The organism is Pseudomonas sp. S07E 245, assembly GCF_019599025.1.
In the GTDB taxonomy this organism is placed as follows: domain Bacteria; phylum Pseudomonadota; class Gammaproteobacteria; order Pseudomonadales; family Pseudomonadaceae; genus Aquipseudomonas; species Aquipseudomonas shirazensis.
Genome location: NZ_CP080625.1, coordinates 3,613,035 through 3,629,081, shown reverse-complemented (window position 1 = coordinate 3,629,081; position 16,047 = coordinate 3,613,035). Strand labels below are relative to the sequence as shown.

The 16,047-nt window shown below is 64.1% G+C and carries 17 protein-coding genes; 11 read left to right on the top strand and 6 right to left on the bottom strand.

Annotation, left to right across the window (positions count from 1 at the left end):
- Window positions 1-12 precede the first annotated feature (12 nt).
- Entirely contained in the window at window positions 13-1,533 is a 1,521-nt protein-coding gene (locus K3F44_RS16630; RefSeq protein ID WP_101322283.1) for an aldehyde dehydrogenase family protein, read from the bottom strand.
- Between the two features lie 268 nt (window positions 1,534-1,801).
- Between K3F44_RS16630 and K3F44_RS16625 the strand changes: the two genes are divergently transcribed.
- From K3F44_RS16625 to K3F44_RS16610, 4 genes are all read left to right on the top strand, one after another.
- Window positions 1,802-3,706 carry a sigma-54-dependent Fis family transcriptional regulator gene (locus K3F44_RS16625; protein WP_150570981.1) on the top strand — a complete coding sequence of 635 codons (1,905 nt, stop codon included), beginning with the start codon at window positions 1,802-1,804 and terminating at the stop codon, window positions 3,704-3,706.
- A gap of 68 nt (window positions 3,707-3,774) precedes the next feature.
- The gene (gene mpl / locus K3F44_RS16620) at window positions 3,775-5,124 is read left to right on the top strand and encodes a UDP-N-acetylmuramate:L-alanyl-gamma-D-glutamyl-meso-diaminopimelate ligase (RefSeq protein WP_150570980.1); all 1,350 of its coding nucleotides are present in this window, start codon (window positions 3,775-3,777) and stop codon (window positions 5,122-5,124) included.
- Window positions 5,121-5,750, top strand: a complete 630-nt coding sequence (gene ubiX / locus K3F44_RS16615) for a flavin prenyltransferase UbiX (RefSeq protein ID WP_101322280.1) — start codon at window positions 5,121-5,123, stop codon at window positions 5,748-5,750. Before mpl ends, ubiX begins: the two co-directional genes overlap by 4 nt.
- Window positions 5,747-6,034 (top strand): YceK/YidQ family lipoprotein, encoded by a 288-nt coding sequence (locus tag K3F44_RS16610; RefSeq protein WP_220632615.1) that lies wholly within the window; start codon window positions 5,747-5,749, stop codon window positions 6,032-6,034. Before ubiX ends, K3F44_RS16610 begins: the two co-directional genes overlap by 4 nt.
- A gap of 28 nt (window positions 6,035-6,062) precedes the next feature.
- Here the strand turns inward: K3F44_RS16610 and K3F44_RS16605 are convergent, their stop codons facing one another.
- The 3 genes from K3F44_RS16605 to K3F44_RS16595 form a co-directional block, all read right to left on the bottom strand.
- Entirely contained in the window at window positions 6,063-6,707 is a 645-nt protein-coding gene (locus tag K3F44_RS16605; RefSeq protein ID WP_220632614.1) for an oxidoreductase, read from the bottom strand.
- A 26-nt stretch (window positions 6,708-6,733) separates the two neighbouring features.
- A complete protein-coding gene (locus K3F44_RS16600; protein ID WP_150570979.1) occupies window positions 6,734-8,467 on the bottom strand; it encodes a C13 family peptidase in 1,734 nt (577 codons plus the stop codon).
- A gap of 103 nt (window positions 8,468-8,570) precedes the next feature.
- A complete protein-coding gene (locus K3F44_RS16595) occupies window positions 8,571-9,026 on the bottom strand; it encodes a MaoC family dehydratase (RefSeq protein WP_150570978.1) in 456 nt (151 codons plus the stop codon).
- A gap of 146 nt (window positions 9,027-9,172) precedes the next feature.
- On the opposite strand from K3F44_RS16595, the gene K3F44_RS16590 reads away from it, so the two are divergent.
- The 3 genes from K3F44_RS16590 to K3F44_RS16580 are packed head-to-tail and all read left to right on the top strand — an operon-like array spanning window position 9,173 to window position 10,845.
- On the top strand, window positions 9,173-9,535 hold the full coding sequence (locus tag K3F44_RS16590) for a CidA/LrgA family protein (RefSeq protein WP_101322275.1): 363 nt from the start codon (window positions 9,173-9,175) through the stop codon (window positions 9,533-9,535).
- On the top strand, window positions 9,532-10,248 hold the full coding sequence (locus K3F44_RS16585; RefSeq protein ID WP_101322274.1) for an LrgB family protein: 717 nt from the start codon (window positions 9,532-9,534) through the stop codon (window positions 10,246-10,248). Before K3F44_RS16590 ends, K3F44_RS16585 begins: the two co-directional genes overlap by 4 nt.
- A gap of 9 nt (window positions 10,249-10,257) precedes the next feature.
- Window positions 10,258-10,845, top strand: a complete 588-nt coding sequence (locus tag K3F44_RS16580) for an LON peptidase substrate-binding domain-containing protein (RefSeq protein ID WP_101322273.1) — start codon at window positions 10,258-10,260, stop codon at window positions 10,843-10,845.
- Between the two features lie 32 nt (window positions 10,846-10,877).
- Here the strand turns inward: K3F44_RS16580 and K3F44_RS16575 are convergent, their stop codons facing one another.
- Together K3F44_RS16575 and K3F44_RS16570 are read right to left on the bottom strand one after the other, a co-directional pair.
- Window positions 10,878-12,194 (bottom strand): bifunctional DedA family/phosphatase PAP2 family protein, encoded by a 1,317-nt coding sequence (locus K3F44_RS16575; RefSeq protein ID WP_150570977.1) that lies wholly within the window; start codon window positions 12,192-12,194, stop codon window positions 10,878-10,880.
- 2 nt (window positions 12,195-12,196) lie between these two features.
- Window positions 12,197-12,889: a DNA-3-methyladenine glycosylase gene (locus K3F44_RS16570; protein ID WP_101322271.1), complete on the bottom strand. Its 693-nt coding sequence runs from the start codon at window positions 12,887-12,889 to the stop codon at window positions 12,197-12,199.
- Between the two features lie 274 nt (window positions 12,890-13,163).
- Here K3F44_RS16570 and K3F44_RS16565 point away from each other — a divergent pair, with 274 nt between their 5' ends.
- The 4 genes from K3F44_RS16565 to rlmH are packed head-to-tail and all read left to right on the top strand — an operon-like array spanning window position 13,164 to window position 16,042.
- Window positions 13,164-14,435 carry a glutamate-5-semialdehyde dehydrogenase gene (locus tag K3F44_RS16565; protein WP_220632613.1) on the top strand — a complete coding sequence of 424 codons (1,272 nt, stop codon included), beginning with the start codon at window positions 13,164-13,166 and terminating at the stop codon, window positions 14,433-14,435.
- Window positions 14,404-15,096 carry a nicotinate-nucleotide adenylyltransferase gene (nadD, locus tag K3F44_RS16560; protein ID WP_101322269.1) on the top strand — a complete coding sequence of 231 codons (693 nt, stop codon included), beginning with the start codon at window positions 14,404-14,406 and terminating at the stop codon, window positions 15,094-15,096. Before K3F44_RS16565 ends, nadD begins: the two co-directional genes overlap by 32 nt.
- 46 nt (window positions 15,097-15,142) lie before the next feature.
- Entirely contained in the window at window positions 15,143-15,565 is a 423-nt protein-coding gene (gene rsfS / locus K3F44_RS16555) for a ribosome silencing factor (protein WP_101322268.1), read from the top strand.
- 9 nt (window positions 15,566-15,574) lie between these two features.
- Window positions 15,575-16,042, top strand: coding sequence for a 23S rRNA (pseudouridine(1915)-N(3))-methyltransferase RlmH (rlmH, locus tag K3F44_RS16550; RefSeq protein ID WP_101322267.1), 468 nt, complete (start codon window positions 15,575-15,577; stop codon window positions 16,040-16,042).
- Window positions 16,043-16,047: the final 5 nt, after the last annotated feature.

The following is a 16,047-nucleotide window of genomic DNA, read 5'->3' as shown; positions in this document are numbered from 1 at the left end:
CCCCGGGCGTATTTAGAAGAAGCCCAGCGGATTGATGTCGTAGCTCACCAGCAGGTTCTTGGTCTGCTGATAATGATCGAGCATCATCTTGTGCGTTTCGCGGCCAACCCCGGACTTTTTGTAGCCACCAAACGCGGCGTGCGCCGGGTACAGGTGATAGCAGTTGGTCCACACCCGGCCGGCTTTGATGCCACGGCCCATGCGGTAGGCGCGGTTGATGTCGCGGGTCCAGACCCCGGCGCCGAGGCCGAACTCGGTGTCGTTGGCAATCGCCAGTGCTTCAGCTTCGTCCTTGAAGGTGGTGACACTGACCACCGGGCCGAAGATTTCTTCCTGGAACACGCGCATCTTGTTGTTGCCCTTGAGCAGGGTCGGCTGGATGTAATAGCCGGTGGCCAGGGCGCCTTCGAGTTTTTCCACCTTGCCGCCGCTGAGCAGCTCGGCGCCTTCGGCCTGGGCGATGTCCAGGTAGGAGAGAATCTTCTCGAACTGCTGCTGCGAGGCCTGAGCGCCGATCATGGTCTCGGTGTCCAGCGGGTCGCCACGCTTGATCTGCTTGACCTTGTTCAGCACCGCTTCCATGAACTGCGGATAGATCGACTCCTGGACCAGCGCCCGCGATGGGCAGGTGCACACTTCGCCCTGGTTGAAGAATGCCAGCACCATGCCCTCGGCGGCCTTGTCGATAAAGCTCGGCTCGGCCTGCATGACGTCTTCGAAGTAGATGTTCGGCGACTTGCCGCCCAGTTCGACGGTGGACGGGATGATGTTCTCGGCAGCGCATTTCATGATGTGCGAACCGACTGGGGTCGAGCCGGTGAAGGCGATCTTGGCAATGCGCTTGCTGGTCGCCAGCGCTTCGCCAGCCTCACGGCCATAGCCCTGCACCACGTTGAGCACGCCAGGTGGCAGCAGGTCGCCGATCAGTTCGACCAGCACGGTGATGCCCAGCGGGGTTTGCTCGGCGGGCTTGAGCACCACGCAGTTGCCGGCAGCCAGGGCCGGGGCGAGCTTCCACGCGGCCATCAGGATCGGGAAGTTCCACGGGATGATCTGGCCGACCACGCCCAGCGGTTCGTGGATGTGATAGGCCACGGTGTTTTCATTGATTTCGGCAGCGCCGCCTTCCTGGGCACGAATGCAGCCTGCGAAGTAGCGGAAGTGGTCGACCGCCAGCGGGATGTCGGCGTTGAGGGTTTCGCGGATCGGCTTGCCGTTGTCCCAGGTTTCGGTGATGGCCAGCAGCTCGAGGTTCTGCTCGATACGGTCGGCAATCTTCAGCAGTACGTTGGAGCGATCCTGTACCGAAGTGCGGCCCCAGGCATCGGCAGCAGCGTGGGCGGCGTCCAGCGCCTTGTCGATGTCTTCGGCAGTCGAGCGCGGGAATTCAGCGATCAGCTTGCCGTTAACCGGCGAAGTGTTTTCGAAATATTGACCTTTGACCGGAGCTACGAACTCGCCACCGATGAAGTTGCCGTACTGACGCTTGAAGTTGACCTTGGCGCCGTCGGTACCGGGATGTGCGTAACGCATGGTGTCTCTCCTGGTTAGTTATGTTTGTTAGGGAGTTATCAAGCGTAGAGCAAAGGTCGGGCCAGCGCCTGCCAAGCCTTGTAGATCAAGGGCTTGGCCCAGTGCTGCGGGCGTGACGGCCAGCCGCTGTGCCAGGGCTGGCACGCTCTGGGTGACACTTTGTACCGTCGGCGGTACAGCCTGTGTCGGCCACGCCAGCGCACCATTGCAAAGGCTTCCCGGGTGGAGGATGCTGGCCACAGACTGTATCTGCGGAGTCCAACAACAAATGCAGAACACCACGTTCAGCCAGCATGCCCAGCAGGTCCTGACCACCGCCCGCGGTGAAGGCAACGGCCCGGCCAGCGACCCTTCCATTGCCCGTTCGTGGCTGCGTTGCCTGGAGGACTACCACCTTGATCCTGCGCGCAGCCAGGCGCCGGTGGTGCTTGAGCACGGGCGCCTGTTGGAGACCCGCGAGCGCCTGCGCCAGGTGCTGCACATTGCCGACGGCGAGATGAACAGTCTGCACCAGCAGCTCTCTGGCGCCGGCCATGCGGTGCTGCTCACCGATGCCCACGGGGTGATCCTCAACTGCGTCACGGCGCCCACCGAGCGGCGTATCTTCGAGCGCGCCGGGCTGTGGCTGGGGGCGGACTGGAGCGAAGCCAGCGAGGGCACCAACGGCATCGGCACCTGCCTGGTCGAGCGCCAGGCGCTGACCATTCATCAGAATGAACACTTTCGTGGCCGCCACACCGGCCTGACCTGCTCGGCGAGCCCGGTATTCGACCCGCACGGCGAACTGCTGGCGGTGCTCGACGTGTCCTCGGCGCGGGCCGACGTGTCGCGTCAGAGCCAGTTCCACACCATGGCGCTGGTCAACCTGTCGGCGAAGATGATCGAGAGTTGCTACTTCCTGCGCCACTACCAGCACCAATGGCTGCTGCGTTTTCACCTGCAGGCAGAGTCGGTCGGGCTGTTCAGTGAAGGCTTGCTTGCCTTTGATGGCGATGGCCGGATCAGCGCGGCCAACCAGAGCGCGCTGAACCTGCTGGGCAGCATTCGCAGTGGCGTGCTGGGCAAACCGATCGATATGTTCTTTGCCTGCAACCTCGACGAGTTGCTCGGCCGCGCGACGCCGCAGGGCAGTACCGCCTGGCCCCTGCACACCCGCGATGGCCGTCAGGTCTATGCCAGCCTGCGCGGGCAGGCACCGGTAGCGGCCTGGGCCGTGCCCGCCGCGCAGCCCTTGCCGGTGGTGGCGCCAGCAGCGCAGATCTGCCTGCTCGACCCGGCCCTGCAAACCGACTTTGGCCGCGCCCTGCGCGTGTTCGAGCGCGATGTGCCGTTGCTGCTGCGTGGTGAAACCGGCTGCGGCAAGGAGGCCTTTGCCCAGGCGGTGCACCAGGCCAGCCAGCGCCGGCACAAGCCGTTTGTGGCGATCAACTGCGCGTCGATCCCGGAGAGCCTGATCGAGAGCGAACTGTTCGGTTATCGCGGCGGCAGCTTTACCGGCGCGCGCAAGGAAGGCATGCGCGGCAAGCTGCTCCAGGCGGATGGCGGCACCTTGCTGCTGGACGAGATCGGCGACATGCCGCTGGCCTTGCAGACGCGCCTGCTGCGCGTGCTGGAAGAACGCCAGGTAGTGCCCATCGGCGGCGAGGCGCAGGCCGTGGATGTGCGCATCATCAGCGCCACCCACCGCGATCTGCTCGAGCGGGTCGAGCAGGGCAGTTTCCGCGAAGACCTCTACTACCGCCTCAACGGCCTCGAAGTGCCCTTGCCGGCAGTACGCGAGCGTAGCGACAAGGGCCAGTTGCTCGACTTCATCCTGGCGCAGGAGGCCGATGGCCAGCCGCTCGAGCTGGCGCCGGCGGCGCGCGAGGCGCTGCTGGCCTTCGCCTGGCCCGGTAACGTGCGCCAGCTGCGCAACGTGCTGCGTACGCTGGTGGCGCTGTGTGACGATCGGCGCATCGGTCTGGCTGACCTGCCGGCGATCATCACCCGCACCGCTCCGGCAACGGCTAATGCCAGCGTGGCCGCGCCGTTGGCCGATGCCGAGCGCGAAGCGCTGTTGGCCACCCTTGAACAACTGCGCTGGCACCTGACCCATGTCGCCAGCCACCTGGGCATCAGCCGCAACACCCTGTATCGCAAACTGCGCAGACACGGCATCACCCGAGTCAGTTGAAGCTGAATCAGCGGGTGCGAATTGGCGCGCCCTGGGCTACCCTGCCTCGACGTTTTGCGAGGTCGATCATGCACATTCATATTCTCGGTATTTGCGGTACTTTCATGGGCTCCCTGGCCGTGCTGGCGAAAGAGCTCGGCCATCGGGTCACCGGCTCCGATGCCAATGTCTATCCGCCGATGAGCACCCAGCTCGAAGCCCAGGGCATCGAGCTGATCCAGGGCTATGACCCGGCGCAGCTGGAGCCAGCCCCTGATCTGGTGGTGATCGGCAACGCCATGTCGCGTGGCAACCCGGCAGTCGAATATGTGCTGAACAAAGGCCTGCCGTATGTTTCCGGCCCGCAGTGGCTGGCCGACCATGTGCTGCAAGGCCGCTGGGTCCTGGCTGTCGCCGGCACCCATGGCAAGACCACCACCAGCAGCATGCTCGCCTGGGTGCTGGAGCATGCGGGCATGAGCCCGGGCTTCCTCATTGGTGGCGTGCCGCAGAACTTCTCGGTGTCGGCGCGTCTCGGCGATACGCCGTTCTTCGTGATCGAAGCCGACGAATACGACAGCGCCTTCTTCGACAAGCGCTCGAAGTTCGTCCATTACCACCCGCGTACCGCGATCCTCAACAACCTTGAGTTCGACCACGCCGATATCTTCCCCGACCTGGCCGCCATCGAGCGTCAGTTCCATCACCTGGTGCGGACCATCCCGAGTGAAGGGCTGGTCATTCATCCGACCACCGAGCAAGCCCTGGAGCGGGTGATCGGCATGGGCTGCTGGACGCCGGTGCAGACCACCGGTGCTGGCGGGCAGTGGCAGGCGCGCCTGCTCAGCGCCGACGGCTCGCAGTTTGAAGTGCTGTTCGAAGGCGTGGTGCAGGGCACCGTCAATTGGCCGATGACTGGCCAGCACAACGTTGCCAATGCCCTCGCGACGCTGGCTGCGGCGCGTCATGTCGGCGTCGTCCCGGCGATGGCCATCGACGGACTGAATGCCTTCAAGAGCGTCAAGCGGCGCATGGAGAAGGTTGCTGAAGTACAGGGCGTGACCATCTATGATGACTTCGCTCACCACCCGACCGCGATTGCCACCACCCTCGATGGCCTGCGCAAGCAGGTCGGTGAGGCGCCGGTGATCGCCGTGATCGAACCCCGTTCCAATTCGATGAAGCTCGGTGCGCACCGCGACGGCCTGCCCGAGAGCGTCAAGGATGCCGACCAGGTGATCTGGTATGCCCCGGCCAACCTCGGTTGGGATCTCGCCGCGACTGCTGCGCAGTGCAAAGTGCCGGCGATTGTCGCCGACAGCCTTGAGGCGATCATCGAGCGGGTCAAGGGCCAGGCGCGCCCCGGGACCCATGTGGTGATCATGAGCAACGGCGGCTTTGGCGGCCTGCACGGCAAGCTGGCCGAGGCCTTGAAGTGAACGGCCCGCAGCGCATTACCCTGGCCATGACCGGCGCCTCCGGCGCGCAATACGGCCTGCGCCTGCTCGATTGCCTGGTACGGGAAGACCGCGAGGTGCATTTTCTGATCTCGAAGGCCGCCCAGCTGGTAATGGCCACCGAGACCGATGTGCAGCTGCCGCCCAAGGCGCAGGCGATGCAGACCTTCCTCACCGAATACACCGGCGCTGCCGCCGGGCAGATTCGCGTGTACGGCAAGGAAGACTGGATGTCGCCGGTTGCGTCCGGCTCCGGCGCGCCTGCGGCCATGGTCGTGGTGCCGTGCTCGACCGGGAGCTTGTCGGCGATTGCCACAGGTGCCTGCAACAACCTTATCGAGCGTGCCGCCGACGTCACTTTGAAGGAGCGCCGCCAGCTCATCCTGGTGCCGCGTGAGGCGCCGTTCTCGACCATTCACCTGGAGAACATGCTCAAGCTGTCGCAGATGGGCGCGGTGATTCTGCCTGCCGCGCCTGGGTTCTACCATCAGCCGCAGACCATCGATGACCTGGTCGACTTTGTCGTAGCGCGGATTCTCAACCTGCTGAACATCCCTCAGGACATGCTGCCGCGCTGGGGGGAGCATCACTATGGGGTCGATGATTGAGGCGGACGTTGCTGGTCTTGCTGATCGCGACTTCGCTGGGCGGCTGCGCCACCGTGCGTACGCTGGATGCGAACAAGCCTGGGGCGCCGGTGGTATACGCCGGCACCCGTCTGGATTGGTATGTGATGAAGGGTGGCTGCTGCCCTGCGGATCGCTTTGGAGCGCAAGCCCCGGCTTATCCGGCGCTGGACCTGCCCGGCAGCGCGCTGCTCGATACCCTGTTGCTGCCGCTGTCGTTGCTGACTGCACTTGGCGTGGGCTTCAACGCATCAGGTGGGCTGTGAGATTGCCGGGGCAGCCCCCGGCAATTGCTTAGTTTTTACCCAGTTTGCGCAGTTCGTCCGACTCGATCACGCGGATACCGTCTTCTTCTTCCAGCGCCAGGCGCCACAATGCCCGGGCCAGGGTACACGCCTCGATGCCACCGTACTTGCCAGGCAGCAGCCGGGCAATCGGCGCGGCCAGGCGCTCGGCGAGGCGCGGTTCAATCCGCTCACCGAGCAACAGCGATGGCCGCACGATGGTCAGCTGCGGCCAGTCCTGCGCTTTCAGCGCCTCTTCCATTTCGCCTTTGACCCGGTTGTAGAACACCGATGAATTGGGGTCTGCGCCAATGGCGCTTACCACCAGCAGATGGCGTGCACCCATTTCCCGCGCACGTTTGCTGAAGGCCACCACCATGTCCAGATCGACAGCGCGAAACGCCGACTCCGAGCCCGCCTGCTTGATGGTAGTGCCCAGGCAGCAGAAGGCGATATCGACTCGGCCGCCCAGTTGCGGCAGAAACACCGCAGGGTCGCCGACCGGGTTTTCCAGGTGTGGATGCTCTGCCAGCGGCCGGCGCGTTGGCGCCAGCACGCGGCTGATGGTGGGTTCATTGAGCAGCCGGTCAAGCAGGTGTTCACCTGTCAGGCCAGTTGCGCCGGCGATCAGGACATGCTGAGGCGTCAAGTACATGATGTCTCTCCCTTGTTACACACAGCTTAGCGCCTAGCAGGTGGTTTTGCCTGCGGCGGTACGGCTGTCTGAGCTTCATTGCGCAAGGCTTCTTCGGCCTGCTGCTGGCGCAGCCGTTGCCAGTGTGCTAGTACTGCGGGCGGCGCCCACAGCTGCGGTTCAGAGGCCTCGAAACCTTCCCTACGTTCCCGTTCGGCAACGCTGGCGCGCGCCAGTTCAAACGCCTGTTTCAAATCGTCGGTCTGGTTCAGGGCTTCAGCGAACAGGGCGTCGCCGAAATAGGTGAAGTCGGCCTCTTCCGAACAGCCAAATGACACCCGGTCCGGTCGCGCGGCGGTCATGATCAGGGTCCGCTCATCTTTCAGTGGCGGGATATAACCGCCGGAGTAGCAGGCCGAGATCACCACCACCTTGTCGCGGTCTTTGAGCGGCGCGAGGGCGCTGGCCAGCTCATCGGCGGAGAGATCGGCCAGTTGCAGGCGCGGCTGGTCGAGCACCAGCTGGTGATCGGCGCTGCCGTGGCTGGTGAGGTAGATGAAGATCAGGTCTTCCGGGCCGCTGCGCTCGGCCAGGGTTGTGGCGGCGCGGGTGAGGTTCTGGCGGGTGGCCATTGGCCGATCGGCCAGGTGATCGCGGTGGTTGACCAGGGTGATCTGGCCGCTGGCACCAAAGCGTACCTTGAGCATGTTGCTGACATAGTCGGCTTCACGCATGAACACACTTTGCTGGCCATCGCCGGCCAGCACCAGGCTGTACAGCTGGATCGGCGCCTTGGATGGCGGCACCTGGGCCAGCGCATCCTTGAGCAGCTTGCCCTGATTGAGCAGGGCCAGGTCGAGCGGGTCGGGCAGCAGCTTGCTCTGTTCGTCGCGCACACGCACGCCCTTGACCCAGTAGCCGCCCTCGATGCGGCCGTCGGCGTGGATCAGGCGGCCATGGCCCTGGTAGGCGTCGTCGGCAAAACCGCCGATGTACTGGCTGCCGTCCGCCAGGTGCAGGCGGCCTTCGCCCGAGAACCGCCAGTTGCGAAAGCCGCCCTTGTAGCGGCTGCCATCGCTGCCCAGCAGCTCGCCCTGGCCGTCCAGCGAGCCATCGCTGAACTCACCGATCCAGACGTCGCCGTCGGCGTTTTCGAAGCGGCCGCGGCCTTGCAGGCGGTTGTCCTTGAACTCGCCGATGTACTGCTCGCCATCGGCGCTGTCGTAAGTGCCGCTGCCTTGCAGCTGGCCATCGACGAAGTAGCCACTGAACTGATTGCCGCTGGCATCGCTGCGCACCCCGGCGCCGTTCGGCTGGCCCTTGGCGAACAGGCCCTGGTACTGGCTGCCGTCGGTCAACTTGAGCTCGCCGGCGCCATGGTACTGGTCGTCCTTGAACTGGCCACGGTAGACCTGATCGTTCTGCTTGAGGGTGCCTTCACCGTCGCGCCGGCCATGCTTGAATGTGCCTGAGTAGTGGCTGCCGGGCGTGGTCAGCTCGCCCAGGCCCTCGAACAGGCCGCTGGCGAACTGGCCGCGGTAGACCTCGCCGTTGCTGCCATGCCATTCGCCCTGGCCATGCCACTGGCCGTTGGCGAAGGTGCCGGCGTACCAACTGCCATTGGGGTAGTCGATGCGGCCCTCGCCCTGCAGCAGGCCATTGACCACCTGGCCACGGTAGCGGCCACCGTCAGGCAGGCGGGCGTCTGGCGGCGACAGTGGTTCGCCATCGCCACAGGCAGCAAGCAGAACGGTGAGGGCGAGGGGCAGCAGTACACGCATGGCGGATCTCGGCGATAGATGTGCCGAGTATGCCGCACAATGCGTGGGCTGAGACAGTGCCCAGCCGGCAATCGCAGGGCCGCGTGGCAGCCCCGTCAGTGGCTCAGACGAAACACAGGGTCAACGGCTCGGCGATATAAGCCGGCTTGTCTTCGCCTTCGATTTCCAGGGTAGCGAGGATCTTCAGCAGCCACTGGCCAGGCTTTTTCTCGGTCGCTTCCTTCAGCTCGACCTTGAGACGGACATTGCTGTCGACCTTGACTGGCTGGATGAAGCGCACGCTGTCCAGGCCATAGTTGACGATCATCTTCATGCCCTCGGGCAGCACGAGGATGTCTTCCATCAGCTTGGGGATCAGCGACAGGGTCAGAAAGCCATGGGCGATGGTGCAGCCGAACGGAGTCTTGCTGGCTTGTTCCGGGTCGACGTGGATGAACTGGAAATCGCCAGTGGCTTCGGCGAACAGGTTGATGCGTTGCTGATCGATGGTCAGCCAGGCGGAACGTCCCAGTTCCTTACCAACATACTGCGAAAGCGCTGCAACAGGTACATAGGGCATCGTGACTCTCCAGGTTGTCGTGTCTGCTCAAGTGGTACGCGCGTGCAAGATCATCATGTTGGCAGCGCGCGGTCAAGCAACCATGTGCTGGCCACGCGCCCGGCCACGCGTGTTTATAATGGCCGCCATGCCCCAAGGAGAAGCTTATGCTGTTGCGTGGATTGACCTGGCTGGTGTTGTTTCAGTTGCTGGGTACGGCACTCAATCACCTGCTGGTGCCGATTCTGCCTGGGCCGATCATCGGCCTGTTGCTGCTGCTGGTATTTCTCATCGCCCGCGGCGAAGTCGGCAAACCGTTGAACGAAGCGGCCTCCAGCCTGTTGCGTTACCTGCCGTTGCTGCTGGTGCCGCCTGCCGTTGGGGTGATGGTCTATGCCAAAGACATTGCTGCTGACTTCTGGGCCATCGTCGGCGCGTTGGTGCTGTCTTGCCTGCTGACCCTGGTATTCGTCGGCGTCTTGATGCAGAAGCTGATCCAGCGCCAGAGCAAGCCGGAGGAGCACCCATGATCCTCGATTGGCAAGGCGCACTGGATGCCGTAGTGCACCATCCGCTGTTTGGCATCGGCATCACCCTGGGTGCTTACCAGTTGGTGCTGGCGGCCTTCGAGAAGACCCGTTGGATCTTTTTGCAGCCGGTGCTGGTCTCGATGGTGGTGGTGATTACTATCCTGCTGCTGTGCGGCATCGATTACAGCGAGTACCGCAAGAGCACCGAGATCATGAATATCCTGCTTGGCCCGGCCACGGTCGCGCTGGCGGTGCCGCTGTATCTGAACCTGCGGCGGATTCGCCAGTTGTTCTGGCCCACCTTTACTACGCTGGTAATCGGAGGGGTGTTCGCCACTGGTGCCTGTGTGCTGCTGGGTTGGTGGTTCGGTGCCGAGCACATGATCCTGATGACCATGGCGCCCAAGTCGGTGACCTCGCCGATTGCCATGCTGGTGGCCGAGCAGATCGGCGGCGTGGCCGCGCTGGCGGCGGTGTTCGTGTTGATCACCGGGGTGATCGGGGCGATTTTCGGCCCGGCGCTGCTCAGCCGTTGTGGTGTGCACAGCGCCGAGGCGCGGGGAATGTCGCTGGGGATTACCGCACATGCGGTAGGCACCTCGGTGGCCCTGCAGGAAAGTGACGAATGCGGCGCCTTTGCGGCGCTGGCGATGAGTTTGATGGGGGTGGCCACGGCGGTATTCCTGCCGTTGGCGGTTAGCCTGGTGGCTTGAGGATTGAACATGACGCTACCGCTGTTTCCGCTCAACACCGTGCTGTTTCCCGGGTGCATGCTCGATCTGCAGATCTTCGAGGCGCGTTACCTGGACATGATCGGCCGCTGCATGAAGCAGGGCGCTGGCTTTGGCGTGGTGTGCATCCTCGAGGGCGAGCAGGTCGGCAAGGCGCCAATGGGCGTTGCGCCGATTGGCTGCGAAGCGCTGATCCGCGACTTCGAACAGCAGGACAACGGCCTGCTGGGCATTCGCGTCGAGGGCGTGCGCCGCTTCGAGGTCGGCCAGACCAACGTGCAGAAAGACCAACTGCTGCTGGCCGAGGTGAACTGGCTGGCCGACAGCGCCGACAGCGCCTTGAGCGAGGAAGATGATGACCTGGTGGCGCTGCTGCTGGCCCTGGGTGAGCATCCAATGGTCGCGGCGCTGGATATGCCGCGCGCCGAGGGGCGCCAGGCGTTGGCCAACCAGTTGGCCTACCTGCTGCCGTTTATCGAAGAAGACAAGCTCGAGCTGCTGGCGATGGACTCGCCGCAGCAGCGCCTGGCCGCGATTCAATCGCTGCTCGAGCGCATGCAAGGCGAGCTGTTTGCCTGATCAGGAGCGCCTGGCCAGGCGCTCCTTCACACTCAGTACTGATAGCGCAGTAGTGCGTGGGGCAGGGCGTACAGGGCAAAAAACGCCAGCAATGCCACGCACGCCGGGAGGATCAGCCACCACACCCGCAGCGGTAGCGCCGTCAAAGGCTGGCGCCACTGCACCAGGGTCAGGCTGAGGGCGCAGATACAGCAGGCCAGCAGGGCCCCGGCAAGGATATCGGTAGGCCAGTGCGCGCCCAGGTAGACCCGCGACAGGGCGATGGACAGCGCCGGGATGCAGCCGAGCATGATCCAGGTCAGGCGCATCCGCGGCGGTTGCCCGCGGCCGGCCAGTACCGCCATCACCAGGAAGAACGCAAACGAGGCCGAACTGTGCCCGCTGGGCATGCTGTAAGTGGTTAGCGGGTCGCTGAGCACTTCTGGTCGGGCTCGGGCAAACAGCCATTTCAGCGTACCATTGGCAATCGCGGTGCCCATCAGGGCGCTGCCGGCGAAGACCGCATGGCGCCATTGCCGGGCCAGCAACAGCAGGCCGGTCAGCAAGCCGCCGAGGAACAGTTGAGTGCGGAAGTCGCCCAGGCGGGTGACGATCACCACGATGCCGTCGAACGCCTGGCTGCGGTGCTCCTGCACCAGAGTCATCACGCCCTGATCGAACTCATGCAGGAACGGCCAGCCGAGAAACACCCCGGCCAACGCCAGAAAACTCATCCCGGCGATCAGCCGGGTCCCGTGGCGCTGGTCGCGAATGCTGCTGCTCAGGCTCAGGCCGATCAACACGGCCAAGGTGCCGGCGATGATCCCTGCATCCAGCCAGAAGCCTTCCGGCAGCGGCAGGCGCATCGCCGCGCCGGTCGCCCAGCCAGGCAGCAGATAAGCCACCGACCAGCCGGCGCCGGCCACCAGGCTCACCGCAATGAAGCGCGGCAACGGCATGTCGAACATGCCGGCGACCATCGGCAGCATCGGCCGCAACGGCCCGATAAAGCGCCCCACCAGCAGGCTGGCGATGCCATAGCGCTGGAAGTAGGTCTCGGCGCGGCCGATCCACTCCGGGTGATGGCGGATCAGCGGCAAGCGCCGGATGTTCTGGTGGAAATACTTGCCGATGGCATAGGACATCGCATCCCCGAGCAAGCCGCCGGCAAAGCCCAGCAGCAGTGTTTCGCCCAGGGTGAATGCGCCACTGCCGGCCAGCACCGCAACGGCAAACAGCAATACCGTGCCCGGCACGATGATCCCGGCAATCGCCAGGCATTCGACACAGGCCACCACGAAGATTGCCACGCCAAGCCATTGTGGATTGGCGCTGAGCCAGCCGGTCAGGCTGTCGAGCCATTGGCCCATGGTCAGCTTCCTTGTACGAGAGTTGAGTAGTCCCGGCCTTCGACTTGGCCCCGACGCAGCGGGTTCCGTGTGCAGAAACGGGCGAATTGAGCATCGACGAAGCGGTACGGCAGGTGCTCGTCGCGGCCATGGGGAATGCCCAGGCGAGCGCACTGGATGATCTGCGGCACTGCCAGCGCACAATCCTCGACATACAGCGCCTGCGGATCGAAACGCTGGCCGTCCCAGTGCGGCACCTTCAGGCCCAGCGCGCGGCAGAGCAGGGTCTGCCCGGCGCAAAGGCGCTCGGGTGGGCGCAACTGGCCGCTGGCATCGGGGTTATTCAGTTGCATCCGGGCCAGGCTGTTGGCGTCCGAGAGCGCGTCGGTGAACGGGTAGGCTGACTTGATCAGCACCGCATTGCCCGGGCCGTGGGCACTGAAGTTCAGCGAATCGCCGCCGCGGGCGTAGTACATATAGATGTGCCCGCCGTCGAGAAACAGCGCCTTGCGCTTTTCGGTATAGCCCAGCGAGGCGTGGCTGCCCTTGTCGGTCAGGTAATAGGCTTCGGTTTCGATGATCCGCGCAGCCAGCCACAGGTCGCCCTGACGGTGGCGAATGACTTTGCCCAGCAGCGCCTTGGCCAGGGTCTGGGCATCGCGGTCGAAAAAGCTGTCTGGCAGGGCGCGGGCCGGGCAGGGTGCTGGGTCTGGCATGCTGGCTGTTCGTGATTGAATGGCGCGATCATAGCAATTAATCGCTTAATCGAGGCTGAACGCTGCTGTAGATGGCTGCCTGCCGGCGTAAACCACTCGCGCCCAGCAACCACGGGGCCTCCAGACCTCGCACGTAGCATTTTGGTCAAGCCAGGTTACATCTTTCCTGTCCATTAACCGCGTCATCTTCTACCATCCGCCTCCCGCCGCTGGGCGTACTGGTGCCCGCCAGTTATAATCAGCCGATTTCCCCTTTCGCCAAGACACCGAGCCCATGACTGAGTCCGTTCTTGACTACATGACCCGCCTGGGTCGCGCTGCCCGCCAGGCCTCGCGCGTGATCGCCCGCGCCAGCACCGCACAGAAGAACCGTGCCTTGCAGGCTGCTGCCGATGCGCTGGACGCCGCCCGCGCCGAGCTCACTGCCGCCAATGAGCAGGACCTCGCCAATGGCCGCAGCAATGGTCTGGAAGCGGCGCTGCTCGATCGTTTGGCGCTGACTCCTGCGCGTATCGACGGCATGATCACCGGCCTGCGCCAGGTGGCCAGCCTGCCCGATCCAGTCGGCGCCGTGCGTGACATGAGCTACCGCCCGTCGGGCATTCAAGTCGGCAAGATGCGCGTGCCGCTGGGCGTGATCGGGATCATCTACGAGTCGCGGCCGAACGTGACCATCGATGCTGCCAGCCTGTGCCTGAAGTCGGGTAACGCGACCATTCTGCGTGGCGGCTCCGAGGCGATTCATTCCAATCGCGCAATTGCCACCTGCATCCAGCGCGGCCTGGCTGCCGCAGGTTTGCCAGCGGCAGTGGTGCAGGTTGTGGAAACTACCGACCGTGAAGCGGTCGGTGCACTGATCAGCATGCCCGAGTTCGTCGACGTGATCGTCCCGCGTGGCGGCCGTGGCCTGATCGAGCGGATCAGCCGCGATGCCCGCGTGCCGGTGATCAAGCACCTCGATGGCATCTGCCATGTGTACATCGACGCGCACGCCGACCTCAACAAGGGCTGGCGTGTTGCTTTCAACGCCAAGACTTACCGCTACGGTATCTGCGGCGCCATGGAGACCTTGCTGGTCGACCAGGCCATTGCTGCAGACTTTCTGCCGGAAATGGCCCGGCGCTTCCAGGAATACGGCGTCGAGCTGCGCGGCTGCGAGCGCACCCGGGCGATCATCCAGGCAGCACCTGCCAGCGAAGACGACTGGCACACCGAATACCTCGACGCGATCCTGTCGATTCGCGTGGTCGACGGCCTCGAGCAGGCCATCGAGCACATCAATCACTACGGCTCGCACCACACCGACTCGATCATTACCGAACACCAGGGTCAGGCCCGGCGCTTCATCGCCGAGGTCGACTCGGCGTCGGTCATGCTCAACACCCCGACCTGCTTTGCCGACGGCTTCGAGTATGGCCTGGGTGCCGAGATCGGTATTTCCACCGACAAGCTGCATGCGCGCGGTCCGGTCGGCCTCGAAGGCCTGACCTGCGAAAAATACGTAGTGATTGGCGATGGCCAGCTGCGCGGCCAGGAGCCGAGCTGAGTTGAATCAGGCCCCTGCAGTGCGGCGCGTCGGCATTTTCGGCGGTACCTTCGACCCGGTTCATATCGGCCACCTGCGCAGTGCGCTGGAAGTGACCGAGCTGATGGGCCTGGACGAGCTGCGCCTGCTGCCCAACGCCCGCCCGCCGCACCGCGACACGCCACAGGTAGACGCTCAGGCGCGCCTGGCGATGGTGCAGAGCGCGGTCAGCGGGGTTGACTGCCTGAGCGTTGATGCGCGCGAGCTGGGCCGTGACAAACCGTCGTATACCATCGACAGCCTGGAATCGATCCGGGCCGAGCTGGGCGGCGATGACCAGTTGTTTCTGGTCCTGGGCTGGGACGCGTTCTGCGGCCTGCCGGGCTGGCACCGCTGGGAAGAATTGCTCCAACATTGCCACATCCTGGTGCTGCAACGCCCGGATGCGGATGTCGAACCACCAGACGAGCTGCGCAACCTGCTGGCTGCGCGCTCGCAAAGCGATCCCACTGCCATGTCCGGCCCGGCGGGTCACATTTCGTTCGTCTGGCAGACCCCGCTTGCGGTGTCGGCCACGCAAATCCGACAGCTGCTGGCCAGCGGCAAGTCGGTACGGTTTCTGGTGCCGGATGCAGTACTGGCCTACATAGAGGCGCACGATCTATATCGTGGGTCCAACTGAGGGCGCCGTTGGGGCGCCTCATTCAAAACGAGTTGAACGAGTAACTATGAAGAAGCAAAACGACATCACTGCCGAAGAACTGGTCGAAGTGGCCAAGGAAGCGCTGGGAGAGGTCAAGGCCCTGGATATCCAGGTGATCGACGTGCGTGACAAGCACAGCCTGACCGACTACATGATCATCGCTACCGGTACCTCCAATCGCCAGATCAACGCGATGCTGGACAAGGTTCGCGAGCTGGTCAAAGCCAAGGGCGTCATGCCGCTGGGCGAAGAAGGCAAAGGCGAAAGCGATTGGGTGCTGCTCGACCTGAACGACGTCATCGTGCACATGATGACCGCCGCTGCGCGTCAGTTCTACGACCTCGAGCGCCTGTGGATGGGTGCCGAGCAGAGCCGTGCTGCCGATGGCAAGCACCACAGCTCCGAGAACGGCGCCAACGAGTACTTCGACAAGCTCAACAAGCAATAAGGAAGCGCCGTGCGTCTGCGATTGATCGCGGTCGGCTCGCGCATGCCCAAGTGGGTCGAGGAAGGCTGGCATGAATATGCCAAGCGCCTCCCTGCTGAGTTGCCGCTCGAGCTGGTGGAAATCCCGCTGAACACCCGGGGCAAGAACGCCGACGTGGCTCGCCTGATTCGTCAGGAGGGGGAGGCCATGCTGGCCAAGGTCCAGCCCGGCGAACGCATCGTCACCCTCGAAGTCCACGGCAAGCCGTGGAGCACCGAGCAGTTGGCGGTCGAGCTGGATCGCTGGCGCCTGGATGCGCGGACGGTGAATTTGATGGTGGGTGGGCCGGAAGGCCTGGCGCCTGAGGTGTGTGCGCGCAGCGAACAGCGCTGGTCGCTGTCGCCGCTGACCTTGCCGCACCCGTTGGTAAGGATACTGATCGGCGAACAGATCTACCGCGCCTGGACCGTGTTGTCCGGGCATCCCTACCACAAATGAGCCTG